The organism is Deltaproteobacteria bacterium, assembly GCA_015233135.1.
In the GTDB taxonomy this organism is placed as follows: Bacteria; UBA10199; UBA10199; order JADFYH01; family JADFYH01; genus JADFYH01.
Genome location: JADFYH010000028.1, coordinates 21087 through 37982, shown reverse-complemented (window position 1 = coordinate 37982; position 16896 = coordinate 21087). Strand labels below are relative to the sequence as shown.

General features: G+C 47.0%; 15 protein-coding genes and 1 tRNA gene. 2 read left to right on the top strand and 14 right to left on the bottom strand.

Translation table 11 applies throughout. The annotated features are described in order from the left end of the window. Nucleotides 1–334 precede the first annotated feature (334 nt). Nucleotides 335–622 carry a hypothetical protein gene (locus tag HQM15_09425; GenBank protein MBF0492987.1) on the top strand — a complete coding sequence of 96 codons (288 nt, stop codon included), beginning with the start codon at nucleotides 335–337 and terminating at the stop codon, nucleotides 620–622. Between the two features lie 10 nt (nucleotides 623–632). Here the strand turns inward: HQM15_09425 and greA are convergent, their stop codons facing one another. The 12 genes from greA to xseA all read right to left on the bottom strand — a co-directional run bounded on the left by greA (nucleotide 633) and on the right by xseA (nucleotide 13494). Next, nucleotides 633–1109, bottom strand: coding sequence for a transcription elongation factor GreA (gene greA / locus HQM15_09420; GenBank protein MBF0492986.1), 477 nt, complete (start codon nucleotides 1107–1109; stop codon nucleotides 633–635). An 18-nt stretch (nucleotides 1110–1127) separates the two neighbouring features. Beyond that, the gene (locus tag HQM15_09415; GenBank protein MBF0492985.1) at nucleotides 1128–1718 is read right to left on the bottom strand and encodes a ribonuclease H-like domain-containing protein; all 591 of its coding nucleotides are present in this window, start codon (nucleotides 1716–1718) and stop codon (nucleotides 1128–1130) included. 3 nt (nucleotides 1719–1721) lie between these two features. Beyond that, nucleotides 1722–2408, bottom strand: coding sequence for an HAD family phosphatase (locus tag HQM15_09410; protein MBF0492984.1), 687 nt, complete (start codon nucleotides 2406–2408; stop codon nucleotides 1722–1724). Beyond that, entirely contained in the window at nucleotides 2405–3064 is a 660-nt protein-coding gene (locus tag HQM15_09405) for a CoA transferase subunit B (GenBank protein ID MBF0492983.1), read from the bottom strand. Before HQM15_09405 ends, HQM15_09410 begins: the two co-directional genes overlap by 4 nt. Before the next feature lie 108 nt (nucleotides 3065–3172). After that, on the bottom strand, nucleotides 3173–3874 hold the full coding sequence (locus tag HQM15_09400) for a CoA transferase subunit A (GenBank protein MBF0492982.1): 702 nt from the start codon (nucleotides 3872–3874) through the stop codon (nucleotides 3173–3175). Between the two features lie 221 nt (nucleotides 3875–4095). Next, nucleotides 4096–4434 (bottom strand): P-II family nitrogen regulator, encoded by a 339-nt coding sequence (locus HQM15_09395; GenBank protein ID MBF0492981.1) that lies wholly within the window; start codon nucleotides 4432–4434, stop codon nucleotides 4096–4098. Nucleotides 4435–4463: 29 nt separating this feature from the next. After that, nucleotides 4464–6047, bottom strand: a complete 1584-nt coding sequence (locus HQM15_09390) for an ammonium transporter (GenBank protein ID MBF0492980.1) — start codon at nucleotides 6045–6047, stop codon at nucleotides 4464–4466. A gap of 205 nt (nucleotides 6048–6252) precedes the next feature. Beyond that, nucleotides 6253–7827: an ammonium transporter gene (locus tag HQM15_09385; protein ID MBF0492979.1), complete on the bottom strand. Its 1575-nt coding sequence runs from the start codon at nucleotides 7825–7827 to the stop codon at nucleotides 6253–6255. 179 nt (nucleotides 7828–8006) lie between these two features. Continuing rightward, the gene (locus tag HQM15_09380; GenBank protein ID MBF0492978.1) at nucleotides 8007–9809 is read right to left on the bottom strand and encodes a bifunctional protein-serine/threonine kinase/phosphatase; all 1803 of its coding nucleotides are present in this window, start codon (nucleotides 9807–9809) and stop codon (nucleotides 8007–8009) included. Between the two features lie 75 nt (nucleotides 9810–9884). Next, on the bottom strand, nucleotides 9885–11798 hold the full coding sequence (locus tag HQM15_09375) for an APC family permease (GenBank protein MBF0492977.1): 1914 nt from the start codon (nucleotides 11796–11798) through the stop codon (nucleotides 9885–9887). Nucleotides 11799–12117: 319 nt separating this feature from the next. Continuing rightward, nucleotides 12118–12189 (bottom strand) — tRNA-Arg (locus tag HQM15_09370). A gap of 96 nt (nucleotides 12190–12285) precedes the next feature. Next, a complete protein-coding gene (xseA, locus tag HQM15_09365; protein MBF0492976.1) occupies nucleotides 12286–13494 on the bottom strand; it encodes an exodeoxyribonuclease VII large subunit in 1209 nt (402 codons plus the stop codon). 243 nt (nucleotides 13495–13737) lie between these two features. On the opposite strand from xseA, the gene HQM15_09360 reads away from it, so the two are divergent. Beyond that, nucleotides 13738–14424 (top strand): hypothetical protein, encoded by a 687-nt coding sequence (locus tag HQM15_09360; GenBank protein ID MBF0492975.1) that lies wholly within the window; start codon nucleotides 13738–13740, stop codon nucleotides 14422–14424. Between the two features lie 59 nt (nucleotides 14425–14483). Here HQM15_09360 and murB read toward each other — a convergent pair whose 3' ends face one another. Both murB and HQM15_09350 read right to left on the bottom strand, forming a co-directional pair. Then, the gene (murB, locus tag HQM15_09355) at nucleotides 14484–15422 is read right to left on the bottom strand and encodes a UDP-N-acetylmuramate dehydrogenase (protein ID MBF0492974.1); all 939 of its coding nucleotides are present in this window, start codon (nucleotides 15420–15422) and stop codon (nucleotides 14484–14486) included. Between the two features lie 71 nt (nucleotides 15423–15493). Further along, a complete protein-coding gene (locus HQM15_09350; GenBank protein ID MBF0492973.1) occupies nucleotides 15494–16885 on the bottom strand; it encodes a UDP-N-acetylmuramate--L-alanine ligase in 1392 nt (463 codons plus the stop codon). Nucleotides 16886–16896: the final 11 nt, after the last annotated feature.

Sequence of the window (16896 nt, the reverse complement as noted above, 5' to 3'; positions counted from 1 at the left end):
AACAACACCCCAAACAAGAAGTGATTGACTTTAGAAAAGAAGAAGGCAAAGGGAAAAAAATAGAAATCAAGAAACTTCTCGCCTTATCAAAAAAAACTACCCCCAGTAATTAAATGCATCTTTTGAAGGCCTCAAAAAATATAGAATTGCATTGTTATTGTTGTTATTTTCTGCAAACAGGAGTGAAATTTTGATCCAATGAAAAACCTCTCAAAATCCCTCAAAATCTTTATCGCCACCTTGTTACGCCCGCTCTATTTTCATTTTCAAAAAAAAACATCCCGATCGCTTCAACGCCTGGATTGCAGGGTCGGGATCGCTTTTCGTTTCGGCTATGCTCGAAAAATTCAGTTTATTTCACCGTTTGATGTTTCGGGGCTCCCTAGATCTATCTGATGGCCTCATGGTGACGGCTATTGCGATTATGATTTTCGCCTTTATTCCCGGCGCAGTGGGAGTGATGGAAGGCACCTACGCCGCCACGTTTCATCTACTGTCTTTGGATCCCGCCACCGGAACCTCGGTACAAATTTTCAGGAGGATACGCACTTTGCTCTGGGCAGGTATTGGATTTGCTTATATCTCCTGGCAGCATCGTAGACACGATAGCAAGCATGTTTAGGCTTGGGACATTATTCAAACAAGATTTTTAATACTTCAAGCTCGCGTGAACCCTTGGGGGTCGTAATTTTTACGATGTCGGATTGTTTCCTCCCGATAAGACTTTTGGCGATGGGAGAGAGGATAGAAATCTTCCCTTCCTTGACGTCTGACTCGTCTGCACCCACAATCTGGTATTTCACTTCTTCTTCCGAATCCAGGTCGAGCAATTTCACCGTTGCGCCAAAAACTACTTTGTCGGAAGACAAGGTTGCAGGATCAATCACTTGAGCACGGGCGATCTTATCTTCGAGCTCCAGCATGCGTGAATTGATTTGGCCTTGGCGATTTTTCGCCGCATCGTATTCCGCATTTTCGGATAAATCCCCATGCGCACGAGCTTCTTCAATAGCCAATACGATCTTAGGTCGCTCGACCGACTTCAAATATTTTAGTTCCTCCTTGAGCTTGAGGAGACCCTGAGGAGTTATAGGAATAGAATCGCTCATAAAATGACCTACCAATTATTAGAGAAGTTTGTACTGCGCAAAATCTTGTTCTAGCGGCACTTGTGGAATTTGTTCGCGCCAATTCACAGATACTCGAATTTTTTTATGGGTATCTCTGGAGAGATAAAACACTTCTCCGTGTTCAAGTCCATAGTCAAATACGTCTTTGGTAATTTTAACGTCATTTTGACAGTAGGCTTTTAATTCTTCCCAACGACCTTCTCGATAAAACTTAATGGCCTCCAGGCCCGAGGCGCTTTTCCCGATGTTGAGTGTCGCGTGGGCAACCGAGTCTAGTGCAATACGATGTCCCAGGCGTTGCGTGAGATCCTCCAGAATATCAAAAACAGGCAAGCGTTCCACATCGATGCTGAAATAAGGCTGCAAGGCCGGCAAATCAAAACGTCGGATATTGAAACCCACGAGGAGTCTGGCATCCAGAAAATAATTCTCCATGCGGGAGAGCTCATGTTCGACAAAGGAGTGGTATTGATTCTCCTGGTAGTCGTAGAGACAACAGACCGTCACCCCCAAATCTTTGGGGGAACGCGAACCAATTTCTGCAAATGATTTTTTGGTTTCGAGGTCGAAGACGAGAGTGCCTTGCATAATTCACCCTAATTTTTCTAACAATTTTTCCATCGTCAAATCTAAAAAGTGGCCCACTACAAATTCAGCATCCTTCAACTGTTCCGAGGGGTAAGAAGTGCTGACTCCTACACGCCTCATTTTCGCTTCATGGGCGGCTTGCAGCCCCCACATTGAATCTTCGAAAACCACACATTCCTGGGGAAAAATGATCTCCAAGGGAGCAGTAAAATCACGGTTCAACAGGTAAAGCGCTTGTTCATAGCCTTCGGGATCGGGCTTGGAACGTCTCACGTCTTCTGCGGCAATAATCACTTGAAAATTTTCTTGGATTGCTGCCTTTTCCAACCACGATACAATTTCAGACCTTAAGGCACCCGAGACAATGGCCATGAAATATTTGTCCGAATTCTTGCGGATAAATTCGAGCACCCCCGGCACAAATAGATTTCCCTCTTCTAACACCTCTTCGTAAAATTTTGATTTTTTCTGGATGAGAGTTTCGATGTAGGCCGCATCAAATGCCTTTTGCCGATCTTTTAAAATGGCCTCGAAACATTCATAATCATCATAGCCCAGATATTTTTCATAATAATCTTTTTGATCGAGGGCTATCCCTTCGGCCTCCAGGGTCTTTTGGAAGAGCTGGAAATGCACGGGCTCGTCGTCTACCACGACACCGTTAAAATCGAAAATAAGGGCGCGGATCATGGCAGTTTCATCTCTTTGAGTTGTGGAGAGATTTCGAAATTAGCTTCCGTGGCTTTTTTAATTTCTTCCACACTCACGCCAGGCGCATTTTCAATGAGGAGCAGTCCTTTGGGGGTCACATCAAACACCGCCAAATCCGTAATAATGCGCGAAACCACACTTTGACCGGTGAGAGGGAGATCACAGCTTTTTACGATTTTGGATTTTCCATTTTTGGAAACATGTTCCATGGTGACGATCACACGCTTGGCCCCCGCCACCAGATCCATGGCCCCGCCAGGGCCTTTCACCATGGAACCGGGAATCATCCAGTTGGCGATATCCCCTTTTTCAGAGACCTGCATGGCGCCCAGAATGCACAAATCGATATGACCTCCCCGAATCATGGCGAAAGAGGTGGCATGGTCGAAGATGGCGGAGCCGGGAATCATCGTCACGGTTTGTTTTCCCGCGTTGATGAGGTCCGCATCTTCCTCTCCTTCCCAAGGAAAGGCACCGTAACCGAGCAGGCCATTTTCGGAGTGGAGAATCACATCCATGCCGTGAGGTACATGGTTCGCCACGAGCGTAGGCATGCCAATGCCCAGGTTGATATAGGCGCCGTCAGTCAATTCCTGAGCGGCACGTTGGACGATTTGATCTCGGGTTAGTGTCATAATGCAACTGCTCCCCTTAAGTTAAGGGGAGGTTGGGAGGGGTTATGTCCAATTGGATCCAATTACCATAACGCCCCCTAACCCCCTCTTAGCTTAAGAGGGGGAAATTTAGGTATGTTTCTTTCTGATGGTTCTCTGTTCAATCCTCTTCTCATACTTCTCACCCTTCAAAATTCTCTGAACAAAAATATTGGGTGTATGAATAAAGTTGGGATCCAGTTGTCCGGGTTCCACGAGTTCTTCCACCTCGGCAATCGTTACCGTGGCAGCCATGGCCATGAGGGGATTAAAATTCTGGGCTGTGAGTCGATAGACGAGATTGCCCAAGCGATCGCCCTTCCAGGCTTTCACCAAGGCAAAATCGGCCTTGAGGGGCCTTTCGAACACATATTTCTTTCCATCGATTTCTCGAACTTCTTTTCCTTCGGCGAGTTTGGTGCCTACTCCCGTGGGGGTAAAAAATCCACCCACGCCCGCACCCCCAGCACGGATGCGTTCTGCCAGGGTTCCTTGAGGATTGAACTCCAGCTCCAGCGAGCCATCGAGATATTGTTTTTCGAAGGTCTTATTTTCTCCCACGTAAGAAGAAACCATCTTTTTGATTTGGCGGGTGTGCAAAAGCAGACCCAAACCAAAATCGTCCACGCCGGCATTGTTGCTGATGATGGTGAGATTCTTCACGCCCTTGTCCCGCAAGGCCAAAATAAGATTTTCCGGAATTCCGCAAAGGCCAAAACCCCCTACCATCAGGGTGGCTCCATCAGGGATGTCGGCAACGGCTTCGGTAGCGGATGTGTAGACTTTTTTCATACAATAAACCTATTTCCTCAATCTCCTCCTCTTTAAGATAAGAGGAGGTCGGGAGGAGTTATGAGCATTTCATTGGCGATAAGCTCTTTCGCTATGAAATGGGTGCAACAAAAAGTCCATAAAAAAATCCCCCAAATCAAAACGAAGCGGGGGATTTTTTGAAATTAAACTCCCTCTCCCCTTGAGGGAGAGGGTCGGGGTGAGGGGATCTTTAAGGATGCCTAAACGGCATTTTCTCCGGTTTCGCCGGTTCGGATGCGGATCACTTCTTCGACCGAGGTCACAAAGATTTTTCCATCTCCGATGCGTCCGGTTTTTGCGGCCTTCTGGATCGCTTCCACAATTTTTTGAACCTCTGCATCACCCACAATGATTTCAACTTTTATCTTGGGAAGAAAATCGACCACATATTCTGCCCCGCGGTAAAGTTCGGTGTGTCCTTTTTGCCTCCCGAAACCTTTTACCTCGGAGACGGTCATTCCATTGACGGCAATGGCTTGCAGCGCCTCCTTCACTTCATCCAGCTTAAAGGGTTTGATGATTGCTTCTATTTTTTTCATATTTTCTCCATGTTCTTACAGGATTCTAATTAGTGGACATAACCTTCTTCGCCATGCTCCGAAACATCCAGACCTTGACGTTCGACATCTTCACTCACGCGAATACCGCCTAATACTACTTTGACAATAGCTGCAATTACAAAAGTAGCCGCCACTGACAAGACAATTGTAATTCCCATGGCCTTGAGTTGTTCTATCCATACACCATGATGGATCACCAGTTGGGCCAAACCATTCTGGGTTGCAGGATTCAAGGGTGCTGCAGTGGACAGGCTTAAATTTCCATTCACACTGGCATCGGCAAAAATACCTGTCACAAAGGCCCCCAAGGTTCCACCGATCGCATGCACTCCAAAGGTATCTAAGGCATCGTCATAACCAAACCAGTGTTTTAATTTGGTGCAGGCCACAAAAGGAACGGCGCCCGCCAAAACTCCGATAATAACCGCCGAAGAGGCCGTTACAAATCCGCAGGCTGGAGTGATGACCACCAGGCCTCCGACTGCACCCGAACAGAAACCCAAGACACTGGGTTTGCCTCGAAGCATATATTCCAGCAGAGCCCAGGTAAAAGAGGCAACCGCGGCGGCAAGAGTGGTGGTCATAAAGGCGTTTGCGGCAATCCCATCGGCAGCCACTGCAGAACCGGCGTTAAATCCATACCAACCGACCCACAACATGCCGGTCCCCACCATACAAAGTACCATGCTGTGCGGGGCCATCAGATCTTTTCCATAGCCCAGGCGCTTTCCCAGCAAAAGACAGAGGATCAAAGCCGACCAACCGGAAGACATGTGCACCACCGTCCCACCCGCAAAATCAATGGCCTTGATGGCTGCGCTTCCATTCCACACGCCATTCATCAGTCCATCGACACCCCAAACCATGTGGGCGATGGGAAAATAAACGATCATCATCCACAGGGCAACAAAAAGCATAATGGCCGAAAATTTCATGCGTTCGGCAATGGCCCCAATCATCAAGGCAGGGGTAATAATGGCAAACATCATTTGATACATCGCAAAGACATTGTGGGAGACCCAGGCCGAATAATCGGTGTTCGGCATCGAGTCGACTCCGTTCAGGAAGGCAAATTTTATCCCGCCTAGAATGCCTTTAAAGATTGAGCCATCAGCGCCGGCGGAAAACACCCAACTATAACCAAAGGCCCACCAGAGCAGAGTAACCAGTCCTGCAATCCCAAAGCATTGAGCGAGTACAGAGAGGACATTCTTGGATCGAACCAGCCCTCCGTAAAAAAGAGCCAGTCCAGGCAGAGTCATAAAGAGAACCAGGGCCGCGCAGACCATCATCCAGGCATTGTGACCTGGACCTGCCCCGGGCACCTTGGAGTCTTTCACCTTGGAGTCGGGAAGATCTTTCACCCGAGCCCCGTTGTTCATGTAGGCCTCGAGGTCTGCAATTCGTTCCTCAAAATTATTGGTCGCAGGGGGTGCTGCTACAACGGCTGGTGGAGGGACAGGCGCTACTGCAGTGGGGGCGGTATCAGGAACTTGGGCTTGCACCTTAACTGCAAAAGAAATCACTCCTGCGATTAAGATCAGGAACAGGCACAAGTGGACTACACTTTTACGACACAACGATTGAAACATTTTATCTTCCTCCCTTTAATGATGATTGCTTCTATTTTGTAACTGCTCAGGTAGCCCTGGAAATTGCGAGGACTGCCGAGCATTCCTTGAGAAAAATCACAAATGGACCCCCGATTTCTCGGGGGTGACACAATTTTTGTTTCCGTCACCTCCAAATAGTCGCGAGTTCCGCAGCAATTGGAGGGGTTACCTGGGTAGTTACCAATTACTCATCTCGTTTTTGAACTCTATCTCCTTTTGATTTTAGAGAGCCATGAGGCGTTGCAAAAGAATTGATGACATACTCCGGATAAGCTGAAATTCCATGCTCATGGACATCCAGACCTCGTAACTCACCTTCTTCAGATACTCGAAGTATTCCCATGGCGTTGATTGCGTACATGACGAGAAGGGCCGAAATAAAAGTAGTCGCGGTGACAATAAAACTTCCCAGTGCCTGAGCCAGCAACACCTGGGTTCCACCTCCGTAAAACAAACCCGTCAAAGGCGCAGAATTATCAGCGGCTAATGGACCGCTTAGCCCATACTTTCCGCAAGCAAAGAAACCTAGAGATAAAGTTCCCCAAATTCCGCAAATCCCGTGGACAGGAACCGCCCCAATAGGATCATCAATTTTTAACCATTCCAGGAGATCCACAGCCAGAATAACGACCACCCCGGCAATGCCCCCAATAGCGATTGAGCCTGTAGGGGACACCCAATAACAAGGGCAGGTAATGGCAACCAGACCGGCCAGAAAACCATTTACCGTAAAGCTCACATCCCAAATTTTTGTTTTTGGATAAGCAAAAAGCATGGCGACCAGTCCAGCGGCACAAGCGGCAAGCGTGGTGTTGGTCGCAACCCGTCCAATGCCTTCAAAATCCATCGCCGAAAGCGTACTTCCTGGATTAAAGCCATACCAGCCAAACCAGAGGATCAGTCCGCCGACGGTGGCCATCGTCAAATCATGAGGCAGCATTGGTCCGCCCCCTTCGCTTTTAAAGCGACGGCCCAAACGAGGACCCAACACGATAGACCCAGCAAGGGCTACAAAACCGCCGATGGTGTGAACGACGGTAGAGCCTGCAAAATCGTGAAAGCCGATCCCTAAGCCAGGAAAAAAATTTCCTGGGCTTCCCATGAGAGCGAGGAAACCATCAGGACCCCAGGCCCAGTGACCCAGGATAGGATAAATGAAACCTGAAACCACCACGCTGTAGAGCAGATCCCCTAAAAATCCGGTTCTGCCGATCATGGCCCCCGAGGTAATGGTGGAACAGGTATCGGCAAAGGCAAATTGAAAAAGAAAGAAGGCCAAGAATGCCACTCCACTGGTTCCATAGGTCGCTGGAATATGCTGAAGAAAGAAAAACTCTTTCCCAATCCAGGGACTGCCCGAACCAAACAGGAAGGCAAATCCAAAGGCATAAAAGAGAAGTCCACAAAGGCAGGTGTCGACCACACACTCCATCAACACGTTGACTGTTTCTCGAGAACGAGAAAAACCGGCCTCCAGCATGGTAAAACCGGCTTGCATCCCAAACACCAGAAAGGCGCCCACTAAGGTCCAGACGGTATTGATAGGATTCACAATAGCATTTCCGCTAAGTACTGGGGCTACATCTTCCGCCTGCGCCTCTGTGCCAATAAAAGTAGAGACAAAATAAATACAACCCAAGAGCAGTGCCAGGCCCAGGCACTTTCCCGCAAACAAAAGATAGCCATAACGTCGCCATTCTGCCTCGTGCATCTTTTCAAGAAAACGTTTGAGTTTGTTGCCTCCCAGGCCTTGACGCATGACTTCTCCCAAAAATAAAAATGAATACGAAGGAACTGCAAGCGCTAAAGGAGCAAACAATGTACCAAGGCTAAAAAAGTCGGAAGCGTTTAAAAATTAAAGGTAAAATCAAAAAGGTAACAAAAAATCTTCTGCAGAGGCTGCACAAAAGATAAGCGACTGCATCCTTCAGCATCAGACTAAGGGTGCCTGTGAGGAGAAAAATGCATCAGGAGGATAAAGAGAAGGAGAATTCCCAAGGGAATAGAAATGGATAAAATTAAAATTTTCTTCCAGGGACGATGTGGCTTCCAGATCTTGACACTGTGCAGGCGTTCGACTCGACCCGTAAGTTTTATCTGCTCCGGATTTTCCAGTTCCGCTTTAAAAAGCAGGGCAGAGGCATAACGCCTTTCGGGTTCTCGTTCCAGGGCATGCAAAATCATTTCTTCGACCTGCTCAGACAGCTCCGGGTTCATTTTACGAGGGGCGGGAGGATCACTCGTCAGACGGGCATTCATGGCAATAAAAGGATTGTCTCCTCCTTCGTAAGGCACATGTCCTGTGAGCATTTCATAAAGGATGGCACCCAGACTATAAATATCGGTCCGCACATCTCCCCGTTTCCCTTTTACTTGTTCAGGGGCCATGTAATCTGGAGTGCCCATGGCAGGAGTAAAACCCGAAAAAGTAATTCTTCTTCCGGATCCTCCTTTGGCAATTCCAAAATCCATGATGCGAATAGAACCATCATAACAAATCATGATGTTTTGTGGCTTGAGGTCCCGATGGGTCACTCCCTTGGAATGCATGTAATCCAGGGCCTCGCAAACCCGGCTGGCAATCTTCAGCGCATCTCGAACGGGAAGAGGAGAAACACTATGCAGCAGATGGGCCAGGGTATAGCCCCGCAAATATTCGGTAACAATGTAAGGTCTGCTTTTTTTTTCGACCGCTATAAATTCCAGGATATAGGGATGATGGAGTTTTTCTCCAATTTCTTCTTCTCTTTCAAAGCGTGAAAAAAAACCGGGATCACTTTCAAACTGCATGTGAGGAATTTTGATGGCTACAGTTTGCTGATTTGTTTGATCCAGCGCCTTATAAATCGTGGCCATGCCACCCCGACTCACCATTTCGGTAATCAGGAAACGTTCATCCAAAACTTCCCCAGATCGGATTTCATTATTTGAACTTCGAGGTTCGCGAGTTCTATTGCTAAAGACAGGAAGACCTTTATAATAAAGCACCTCCTCCACTTCTTCGACTAAAATAATCTGAACCGAGAGGTTGTCATCCGTTCCATTTTTCTCAGCAAGGGTCAGGAGTTCCTGACAGGCTCGTGCAGGACTGTTACAGCTGACCACATTGCAAATTTCATTATCCGAAACATAGGCATGCAAACCGTCGGAGCAGAGAAGAATGTGATCTCCCGGGAAAATGGTCTCCTCCTCAAAATCCACTCGGGTAATGGCATCATGCCCTATACTGCGGGTAAGAATCGATCGATTCTCACTGTGCCTGGCTTCTTCGTCATTAATCAAACCCAGCTTGTGCTGCATCGCCACATAAGAGTGATCGGTGCTCACCTGTTTAATCTGCCCCTTGCGAATAATATAAACCCGGGAGTCCCCCACATTTCCAACACAGATCTGATTGCCCCGAAAAACAACCGCTGCCAATGTCGTAGCCATTCTTAAAGGGGAGTGATGATCCATGCCCTGGTCGTAAACAGCAGTGTTTGCGCGGGTAAATGCCTCCGCCAATAATTGCTGGGAGCTGCTCAGATCCTGGCTTTCCTGAAATACCTTTAATACGGTTGCCACGGCCAATTGACTGGCGACCTCCCCTTTTCCATGGCCCCCCACACCATCCGCCAGAATAGCGATGGCACCCCGAAAACGCTGTTCATCCAGGCTTTCCGGTTTCCAATAGGCAATACAATCCTCGTTATTAGCTCGGACAGGCCCTGCGCTACTTAAAGCAGAATAGTTAAGTTCCATAATTTAACCCAAAAAAAACGGTCACTCGTTATAAAGTGACCGTTTCTTTATTTTCAAGAACTGTTTTAGGTTGTTTTAGGCCGCCTGTCTCTCAACTAAAATCGGCCGGGCCTTTGCTTTACTCGAACGGGCAAAATAGATCACTCCATAAATGCCCCAGACGGCACAAACCCCCAGGGCAATGAAAGGTTCTTTGACACTCATCCCACTGACTGAAAAAGGACCGATGAGATAAAACAACATGCAAGACAAGTTAGCCAGCAGCCCAAACACAGGAATCACCAGGTGTTTAAAACCGTTGAAAGAATGATGTTCACGGAAGGCGACAATCGCGATGGCACAGGTCATCATATAAAGCAGGAAAGTACCAAAGTTACTAATGAGGGTGACCACCACCAAGGTATTGGGCAACTGACTCATCACCGCAGGGTTGAAGAAGCCAAAGCTGTACCAGATATTATGGTACTTCTCATCCAGAGGGGTCAACGTGGAGGCGCCTCCCAGATAAAGGGTACAAGTGACTACTCCAATGATGGCTGAAATAATGGCCAGGGTCCAAATGGCGCGATGAGGAGTTAATTTTTTGCCATGCAATAGACCAAAATGAGAAGGGACTTCATTGTCACGACCCATCGCATAAGTGACGCGGGCCCCCGTACTCAAGCAAGAGAGGGTGGTGCCAATGAGTGCCAGAAAAACGGTGAGGGCCTGCACCAGCATAAAAGCACGACCGGCTTCATAACTCCCAAACAACCACGACCCCACAATCACCATCATGTCGCCCAAAGGTGCTCCAGAGGCGCCTGCCATCGGCATGGTATAACCATTGTGCAGAAAATAATTGGCCGCAAAATATTCAATGGCATAACAGACGATGCCTTGAATACCTAACGACAAAAGCACTGCACGGGGGATATCCCTTTTTGCATTCCTAGCTTCTTCTCCCATCGAAGTCACCGATTCGAAACCCACCAGAATCAAGATGGCAATACAGGCTTGTATGAAAATATAATTGAAGTTGTGGGGAGCGGGAACAGAAACAGCACTGGCATGGAAGTTAAAGGTGCCGACCCCCTTGTCATCCTTTGTAATTGCTTCTTCTGCACTGTAGCTGACGGTAAAAGGGGCCGCCAGTTTTGCATCGCTGACAGGCTTGCCGTCTTTATCTGCGCCTACAGGATTTCCGTCTTTATCCATCATGTCTTGCATTTGATAAACAGCTTTCCCGTCTTTATCCACAACCGGTTTTCCCTCTGCATCTAAGTGAGAGACCGGATTTCCAGCAGGGTCTTTTACAACTTCTTGAGCCACCTGATAATTCACCGCAATTCCATTGGAGAGATGATAACCCGTAGCCCCTTGAGGATGATTAATTCGATAAGAAATCGCAATGAACGAAAAAACCAAAAGGGCAGTGATCTGAATGATGTTAATCACCATGTTGACCGCGGTCGTTCCAGTGACCCCGCGGAAGGCAATGTAAGCAACTCCCAGGGCAAAGGCGAAACAGAAAAGGTACATAAAAAGTGGGCTGTTGTAATTACCGGCAAAGGTATTTGGAAAAAACTGATTCAGCAGGTAACCACTCAGAATCGCCGTCACCCCTACCATACAACCCGGGTAAACCCAGTAGTACAAGTGACTGGCCCAACCGGTCATGAATTTTGCGATTCGGGCAAACTTGTAGGCCTTCGTTTTAGAAAGAAAGGCCTGCTCTGCAAAGAAGTAAGAAGAGCCTGCTCCGGGATAAAGTTTAGAAAGTTCCGCATAACTGATGGCCGTGGCAAAGCAAAGTAACAATGCGGCTAAAATGCCGAACCACATTGAACTGCCTGCCATCGGAGCACCATACAAAGATTGCATCTGAAAGGTTAACCAGAGGAATGCCCCAGGCGCAATGAGCGCCATTGCGTTGATGGTGAGACCCGTTAATCCCAAGGTCCCTTTGGAAGGATTAGACTCCACTGAAATATTGTTTAGATTTGCCATAAGACTCTCCTTATTTTGACAATGTGGTTTTCACATCATCAAGAATAGGCAAGGCTTATGCCACTGCAATTCATGCGGATTTCCTTAAAATAATTAAGATTTACGTATTGAGTCTCATTTCGAGGGTGGTTTTTTTTTATGCAATGCTTACTTATTAAGCATGCCCTCGGCAGGAATCGAACCTGCGCAACCCGCTTCGGAGGCGGGGAGTTTATCACAGGGGGCTCGCGTCGCCCCCTCCATCGGCTGAGCCGCTGGAGCCTCCCCCTCTCGCTCACTGTGTTCGCTATTTCCAAACTGATAACTGGTAACTCCCTCACGCCCTCGGCAGGAATCGAACCTGCGCAACCCGCTTCGGAGGCGGGGACTCTATCCACTGAGCTACGAGGGCAACAATATGACAAGCAAAATTTATTTTTTCTCTAAAACAAGAAACATTAAAAAGCGAAGAAAAGATTAACGAAGCACCCTGGACGCGCAGTAGTTTTTAGAGCTGCCCTCTAGCAGTTACCTTTGTTTCCAACTCCTCCTCACTCAGCCGAATCTTCAAAAGTTCCCCCACCTGAACATGAACTTTGGTTTTTAGCGGAATCCAAACTTGATTTTGTTGCTGATAAACAATCGCATACCCGCGCTTCAAAATTGCTAAGGGAGAAAGCATCTGCAACATTTGCTGAAGATTACAAACAGCCAAGTGGTATTTTTCGAAGGATTTTTTTTGTGCTAGATTCAATCTTTCTTGAAGCTCATCCAGGCGTTGAAAAAGTTCTTCCAGCCGTTTTTGAGGATGCCTGAGGTGGCTCTTCAAAAAGTTTAATTTTTCCTGATAATTCTTTATAAATCGTAGGCAGTTTTTGTACAGATCCACTTGAAATTGAGCAACGAGAGAACGCAGGTCTTCCTTCCGAGGGACAACCAGTTCTGCCGCCGCCGAGGGGGTAGGCGCTCGTAGATCCGCCACAAAATCGGAAATCGTGACGTCGATTTCGTGTCCTACTGCGGAAATAATGGGAATACGCGAAGCGGCAATTGCACGAGCAACAAGTTCGGTATTAAAGGCCCACAAATCTTCCAGAGAACCTCCACCTCGGCCCACAATTAGGACATCGACATCCTCAAAAGTATTCATTTCAGCCATGGCCGCTGCAATTTCTGGGGCCGCTTTTTCACCTTGCACCTGAACCGGGATCAGCAACACCTCAATATTGGGATATCGACGCTGAAGGATTTGCAGCAAGTCGCGAATGGCCGCACCCGTTGGAGAAGTAATGATTCCAATTTTTTGTGGCAATAAAGGTAGGGCTTTTTTACGGGTGAGCTCAAACAAACCTTCTGCTTCTAATTTTTTTTTCAGTTGCTCGAAAGCCAGCTGCAGAGCACCCAAGCCCTTGGGCTCTAGGTATTCCAAAACGATTTGGTAAGAGCCTCGAGGTTCATAGACAGTCACCCGACCATTCGCAATCACTTCCAGTCCATCTTCTAATTGAAATTTTAGGAAGCGGTTAGAGCCTTTAAACATAACTGCAGAAATTTGCGCATGTCCATCCTTGAGGGAAAAATAGTAATGCCCCGAACTATGGGCCTTGAAATTGGAAATTTCTCCTGAAATCCAAATGGAGGGAAAGGTGTTTTCTAAAATTTGTTTAATTTGAGAGTTGAGCTCAGAAATGGTGTAGATTTTTTGGCGAAGATTCATTTGTTGTCATCCCCAGGTGCAATCGAGTGCATGCAATTAGATTCTTAGCTACCACTCCGAATGACACACGGCAATAAAAAGGCCCACAAATCTTTCGATCTGCAGGCCTTTTGTAAAATGTTTCGTGAAAAATGTATTTTTTTGTACTTTTTTTCAAATGCCCTATTGCGGGGGCAGGTAAAATTTGTTAGCGGACCCCTTGGTTCTACATTCATATTTGGTAATTTATTAGGAGTAAATATTGTGAAATTTAAATATTTAGCGTTACTTTTAGGATTGAACCTGGTTCTCGTTAGCCCACTCAGCCCCTCCGTTTGGGCAGCGAAAAAAAAACATGCTGTTCAGGGAAAGGCCAGCACTAAATTTGGCCCCCGTGAGAAGAAGTTGCTTGGATGGACTTCCGATTACCCTATAGGTTACGAGGTCAAAAATCCCAATTTTTTTGTCCGGGGAAGTGTTCAGTCTTTTGAAAAAGTGGAAGGCAAAGGAAAGGAATACAACATTAGTATTTTGCCCATTGAGGTTTTAAATAATCCCCATCATTACATCACACTCGATCATTATAAAAATGGAATCCCCATAAAAGTTGAACTCAGTTCGGGGGATGCCAAACAACTGAAAGTAGGCGGAACCATTGAGTACAACTTCTATACCAAGGAAGTAGATACAGGCGGGACAGGCCACGCCCGCCTTATTTCGGATGAAATACATGCGGAATGCAAACCCTATAATATAGCCCCCATCGCTTACCTCAGCAAAACAACAATATTAGAACCCGAGCAGTCGCTGAACGTGTTAAGGGGTATTTTGCTTTATGAAGGAAAAATCGAGGTGGATGGAACGACAAAAACAACCCTCGCCAGTTTGAGGAAAAGCAAAAACAAAGAAATTGCAGAGGATGCAGTGAAGGCTGCGGAGAAATTAAAGTAGCTTTGAGCCTGGAAAAATTTAAATTCAGTTTTCTAGATCAAGATTTAGAAGCGGAAAGACTAGTCCGAGTTAGCTTCCTCTCCCACCACCTTCACTTCCACTTCCAATTTAATCTCTGCAGTTTCCTTTACCTTATCTTTTACCAAACCTATTAAGGCCAAGACATCTTGGGCGGTAGCGCCTCCTTCGTTGATAATCCAATTGGAATGCTTTTCAGAAATACGTGCCCCACCGACGCGGACACCTTTTAGACCCAATTCTTCAATAAGCTGGGCTGCAAATTTTTTGGGTGGATTCTTGAAAATGCTGCCGACATTGGCTTGGTCCAAAGGCTGAGTTTCAAACCTGCGTTTTTGAAAAAACTGGATGCGCTCAGCCACTTCGCTTGCATCTACTTTTTTAAGCCTGAGCTTAGCCTTAATCAAAATTTCACCTCGGTTGAGCTTGAGAAACCGGTACTCAAAGTGTAAACGTTTGGCCGGAATTTTTCGAACCTCCCCATCCGAATTCATCACACTCACTTCTTCTACCCTTGTGCCAATTTCACCTTCACGCGTTCCCGCATTCATTACCAGAGCGCCACCCAGGGTGCCCGGAATTCCAAACAGGCTTTCAATCCCTGTCCAACCCTTTTGCCTGGATAACTCCACCAGCTTTGCCAGAGAATATCCAGCCTCCACCTCAATAAAAACATCCTCACTTTTTTCATTTTCCTGAACTGTCAGTTGATTTAGAGCCCTGGACAACTTGCAGACCATAGCCCGAATTCCTCCATCGCGAACTAACAAGTTAGAACCACTGCCCAAAATAAAATAAGGGCAATCACTGGTCTTGCACCATTGCAGGGCTTTGGAAAGATCTTCTAAGTCGGTCGGATAAAATAAAATCTGTGCGGGGCCTCCGATTTTTAGGCTGGTGTATTTTGCCAAGGGTTCTTCAAAAAGGAGTTCGCCTTTGAGGAGAGAACGCAGTTTTTCTTGTTGTTTGGGGGATAACATTTTTTTTAACACTATCCCCTCTCCCCTTGAGGGAGAGGGAGATCATATGAGGAGCAATACCCAAAGAAAAACTAAATCTGTTTCTCTTTCTTCTTTAAAAACTGAGCCAATTTTTTTCCGACTTTCACAATATCACCCGCACCCAGGGTAACAATCACATCACCAGGCTGGAGTTGCTGCGTTGCTTCTTTCAGCAGAATTTCGAGGTTGTTGGAAAAACAGACTCCATTTTCAGGGCGTGTCGCCTTCACGGCATTCGCCAAATTCGCACCACTAATGCCGTCAATAGGGTCTTCGCCTGCAGCATAAATTTCGGTGAGCAACAGCAGATCTGTGTTTCCAAAGGCCCCCTGGAATTCCTGAAACAGGTCTCGCGTGCGTGTATAACGATGAGGCTGAAAGAGTGTTACCAATCGCCGCTTTGGGAAAGCAAGGCGCAAGGCCGATAGCGTGGCCTTGATTTCTTCGGGATGGTGACCATAGTCATCAAACACCAGCACCTCTTTCCCCTTGAATAAAGATTCCAGACGCCGTTCAATGCCCTGAAAAGTATCCAGTCCTCGGCTGATTTTTTTAAATGGGATATCCAGCTGATGAGCCACAGCAATGGCTGCCAAAGCGTTGTACACATTGTGTAGCCCCGCCAGCCTGGACCAAACCTTCCCTAACAAAACTCCACGGTGGAATACCTCAAAACAACTTTGCATCCCTTGTTGATCAATCGCCCGTGCATAAAAATCTGCTGTGTCTTGCAGGCCATAAGTCAGCACCTTCTTTTTGATACCCGGCAAAATTTCTTTCACCGTCGGATGATCGGCACACGCAACTACGGCCCCGTAAAAAGGGACTTTATTGGCAAACTCCACGAAGGATTTCTTGAGTTCCGCAAAACTTTGATAATGGTCGAGATGTTCCGGGTCGATATTGGTAATAATCGCAATGATGGGACTGAGTTTTAAAAAGGAACCGTCGGATTCATCGGCCTCGGCCACCAAAAACTCGCCTTTGCCTAATTTAGCGTTGCTTCGAAAAGATTTTACACGCCCACCAATCACCATCGTGGGATCCATTCCCGCCTTATAGAGGATGTGCGCCACCAAAGAAGTGGTGGTGGTTTTTCCGTGACTGCCCGCCACCGCGATGGCGTATTTAAGACGCATGAGTTCGGCCAACATCTCCGCTCGTGGGATAACGGGAATGCCTTTCTCCTGGGCGGCAATAAGCTCGGGATTACTAGGCCGAACCGCAGAAGAGATGACGACAACATGTGCCCCTTCTACGTTAGCCGCTTTATGCCCCAAAGAAATTCTGGCGCCTTTTTTAGCCAGATGCTGAGTGGTGGGGCCTTTCTTTAAATCCGAACCTGAAATTTTATAGCCCAAAGTGAGCAGCACCTCGGCAATGCCGCTCATGCCAATGCCGCCAATACCAATAAAATGAATGTGTTGAAATTTTTGAAACATAATTTATTTTG

Excerpts from the sequence above, each read along its gene's own strand:
- HQM15_09390 (MBF0492980.1), bottom strand. The coding sequence starts at position 6,047 with ATGTTTCAATCGTTGTGTCGTAAAAGTGTAGTCCACTTGTGCCTGTTC.
- xseA (MBF0492976.1), bottom strand. The coding sequence starts at position 13,494 with ATGAATCTTCGCCAAAAAATCTACACCATTTCTGAGCTCAACTCTCAA.
- HQM15_09375 (MBF0492977.1), bottom strand. The coding sequence starts at position 11,798 with ATGGCAAATCTAAACAATATTTCAGTGGAGTCTAATCCTTCCAAAGGG.
- HQM15_09425 (MBF0492987.1), top strand. The coding sequence starts at position 335 with ATGCTCGAAAAATTCAGTTTATTTCACCGTTTGATGTTTCGGGGCTCC.
- HQM15_09400 (MBF0492982.1), bottom strand. The coding sequence starts at position 3,874 with ATGAAAAAAGTCTACACATCCGCTACCGAAGCCGTTGCCGACATCCCT.
- murB (MBF0492974.1), bottom strand. The coding sequence starts at position 15,422 with ATGTTATCCCCCAAACAACAAGAAAAACTGCGTTCTCTCCTCAAAGGC.
- HQM15_09405 (MBF0492983.1), bottom strand. The coding sequence starts at position 3,064 with ATGACACTAACCCGAGATCAAATCGTCCAACGTGCCGCTCAGGAATTG.
- HQM15_09350 (MBF0492973.1), bottom strand. The coding sequence starts at position 16,885 with ATGTTTCAAAAATTTCAACACATTCATTTTATTGGTATTGGCGGCATT.
- HQM15_09380 (MBF0492978.1), bottom strand. The coding sequence starts at position 9,809 with ATGGAACTTAACTATTCTGCTTTAAGTAGCGCAGGGCCTGTCCGAGCT.
- HQM15_09395 (MBF0492981.1), bottom strand. The coding sequence starts at position 4,434 with ATGAAAAAAATAGAAGCAATCATCAAACCCTTTAAGCTGGATGAAGTG.
- HQM15_09415 (MBF0492985.1), bottom strand. The coding sequence starts at position 1,718 with ATGCAAGGCACTCTCGTCTTCGACCTCGAAACCAAAAAATCATTTGCA.
- HQM15_09410 (MBF0492984.1), bottom strand. The coding sequence starts at position 2,408 with ATGATCCGCGCCCTTATTTTCGATTTTAACGGTGTCGTGGTAGACGAC.
- HQM15_09385 (MBF0492979.1), bottom strand. The coding sequence starts at position 7,827 with ATGCGTCAAGGCCTGGGAGGCAACAAACTCAAACGTTTTCTTGAAAAG.
- greA (MBF0492986.1), bottom strand. The coding sequence starts at position 1,109 with ATGAGCGATTCTATTCCTATAACTCCTCAGGGTCTCCTCAAGCTCAAG.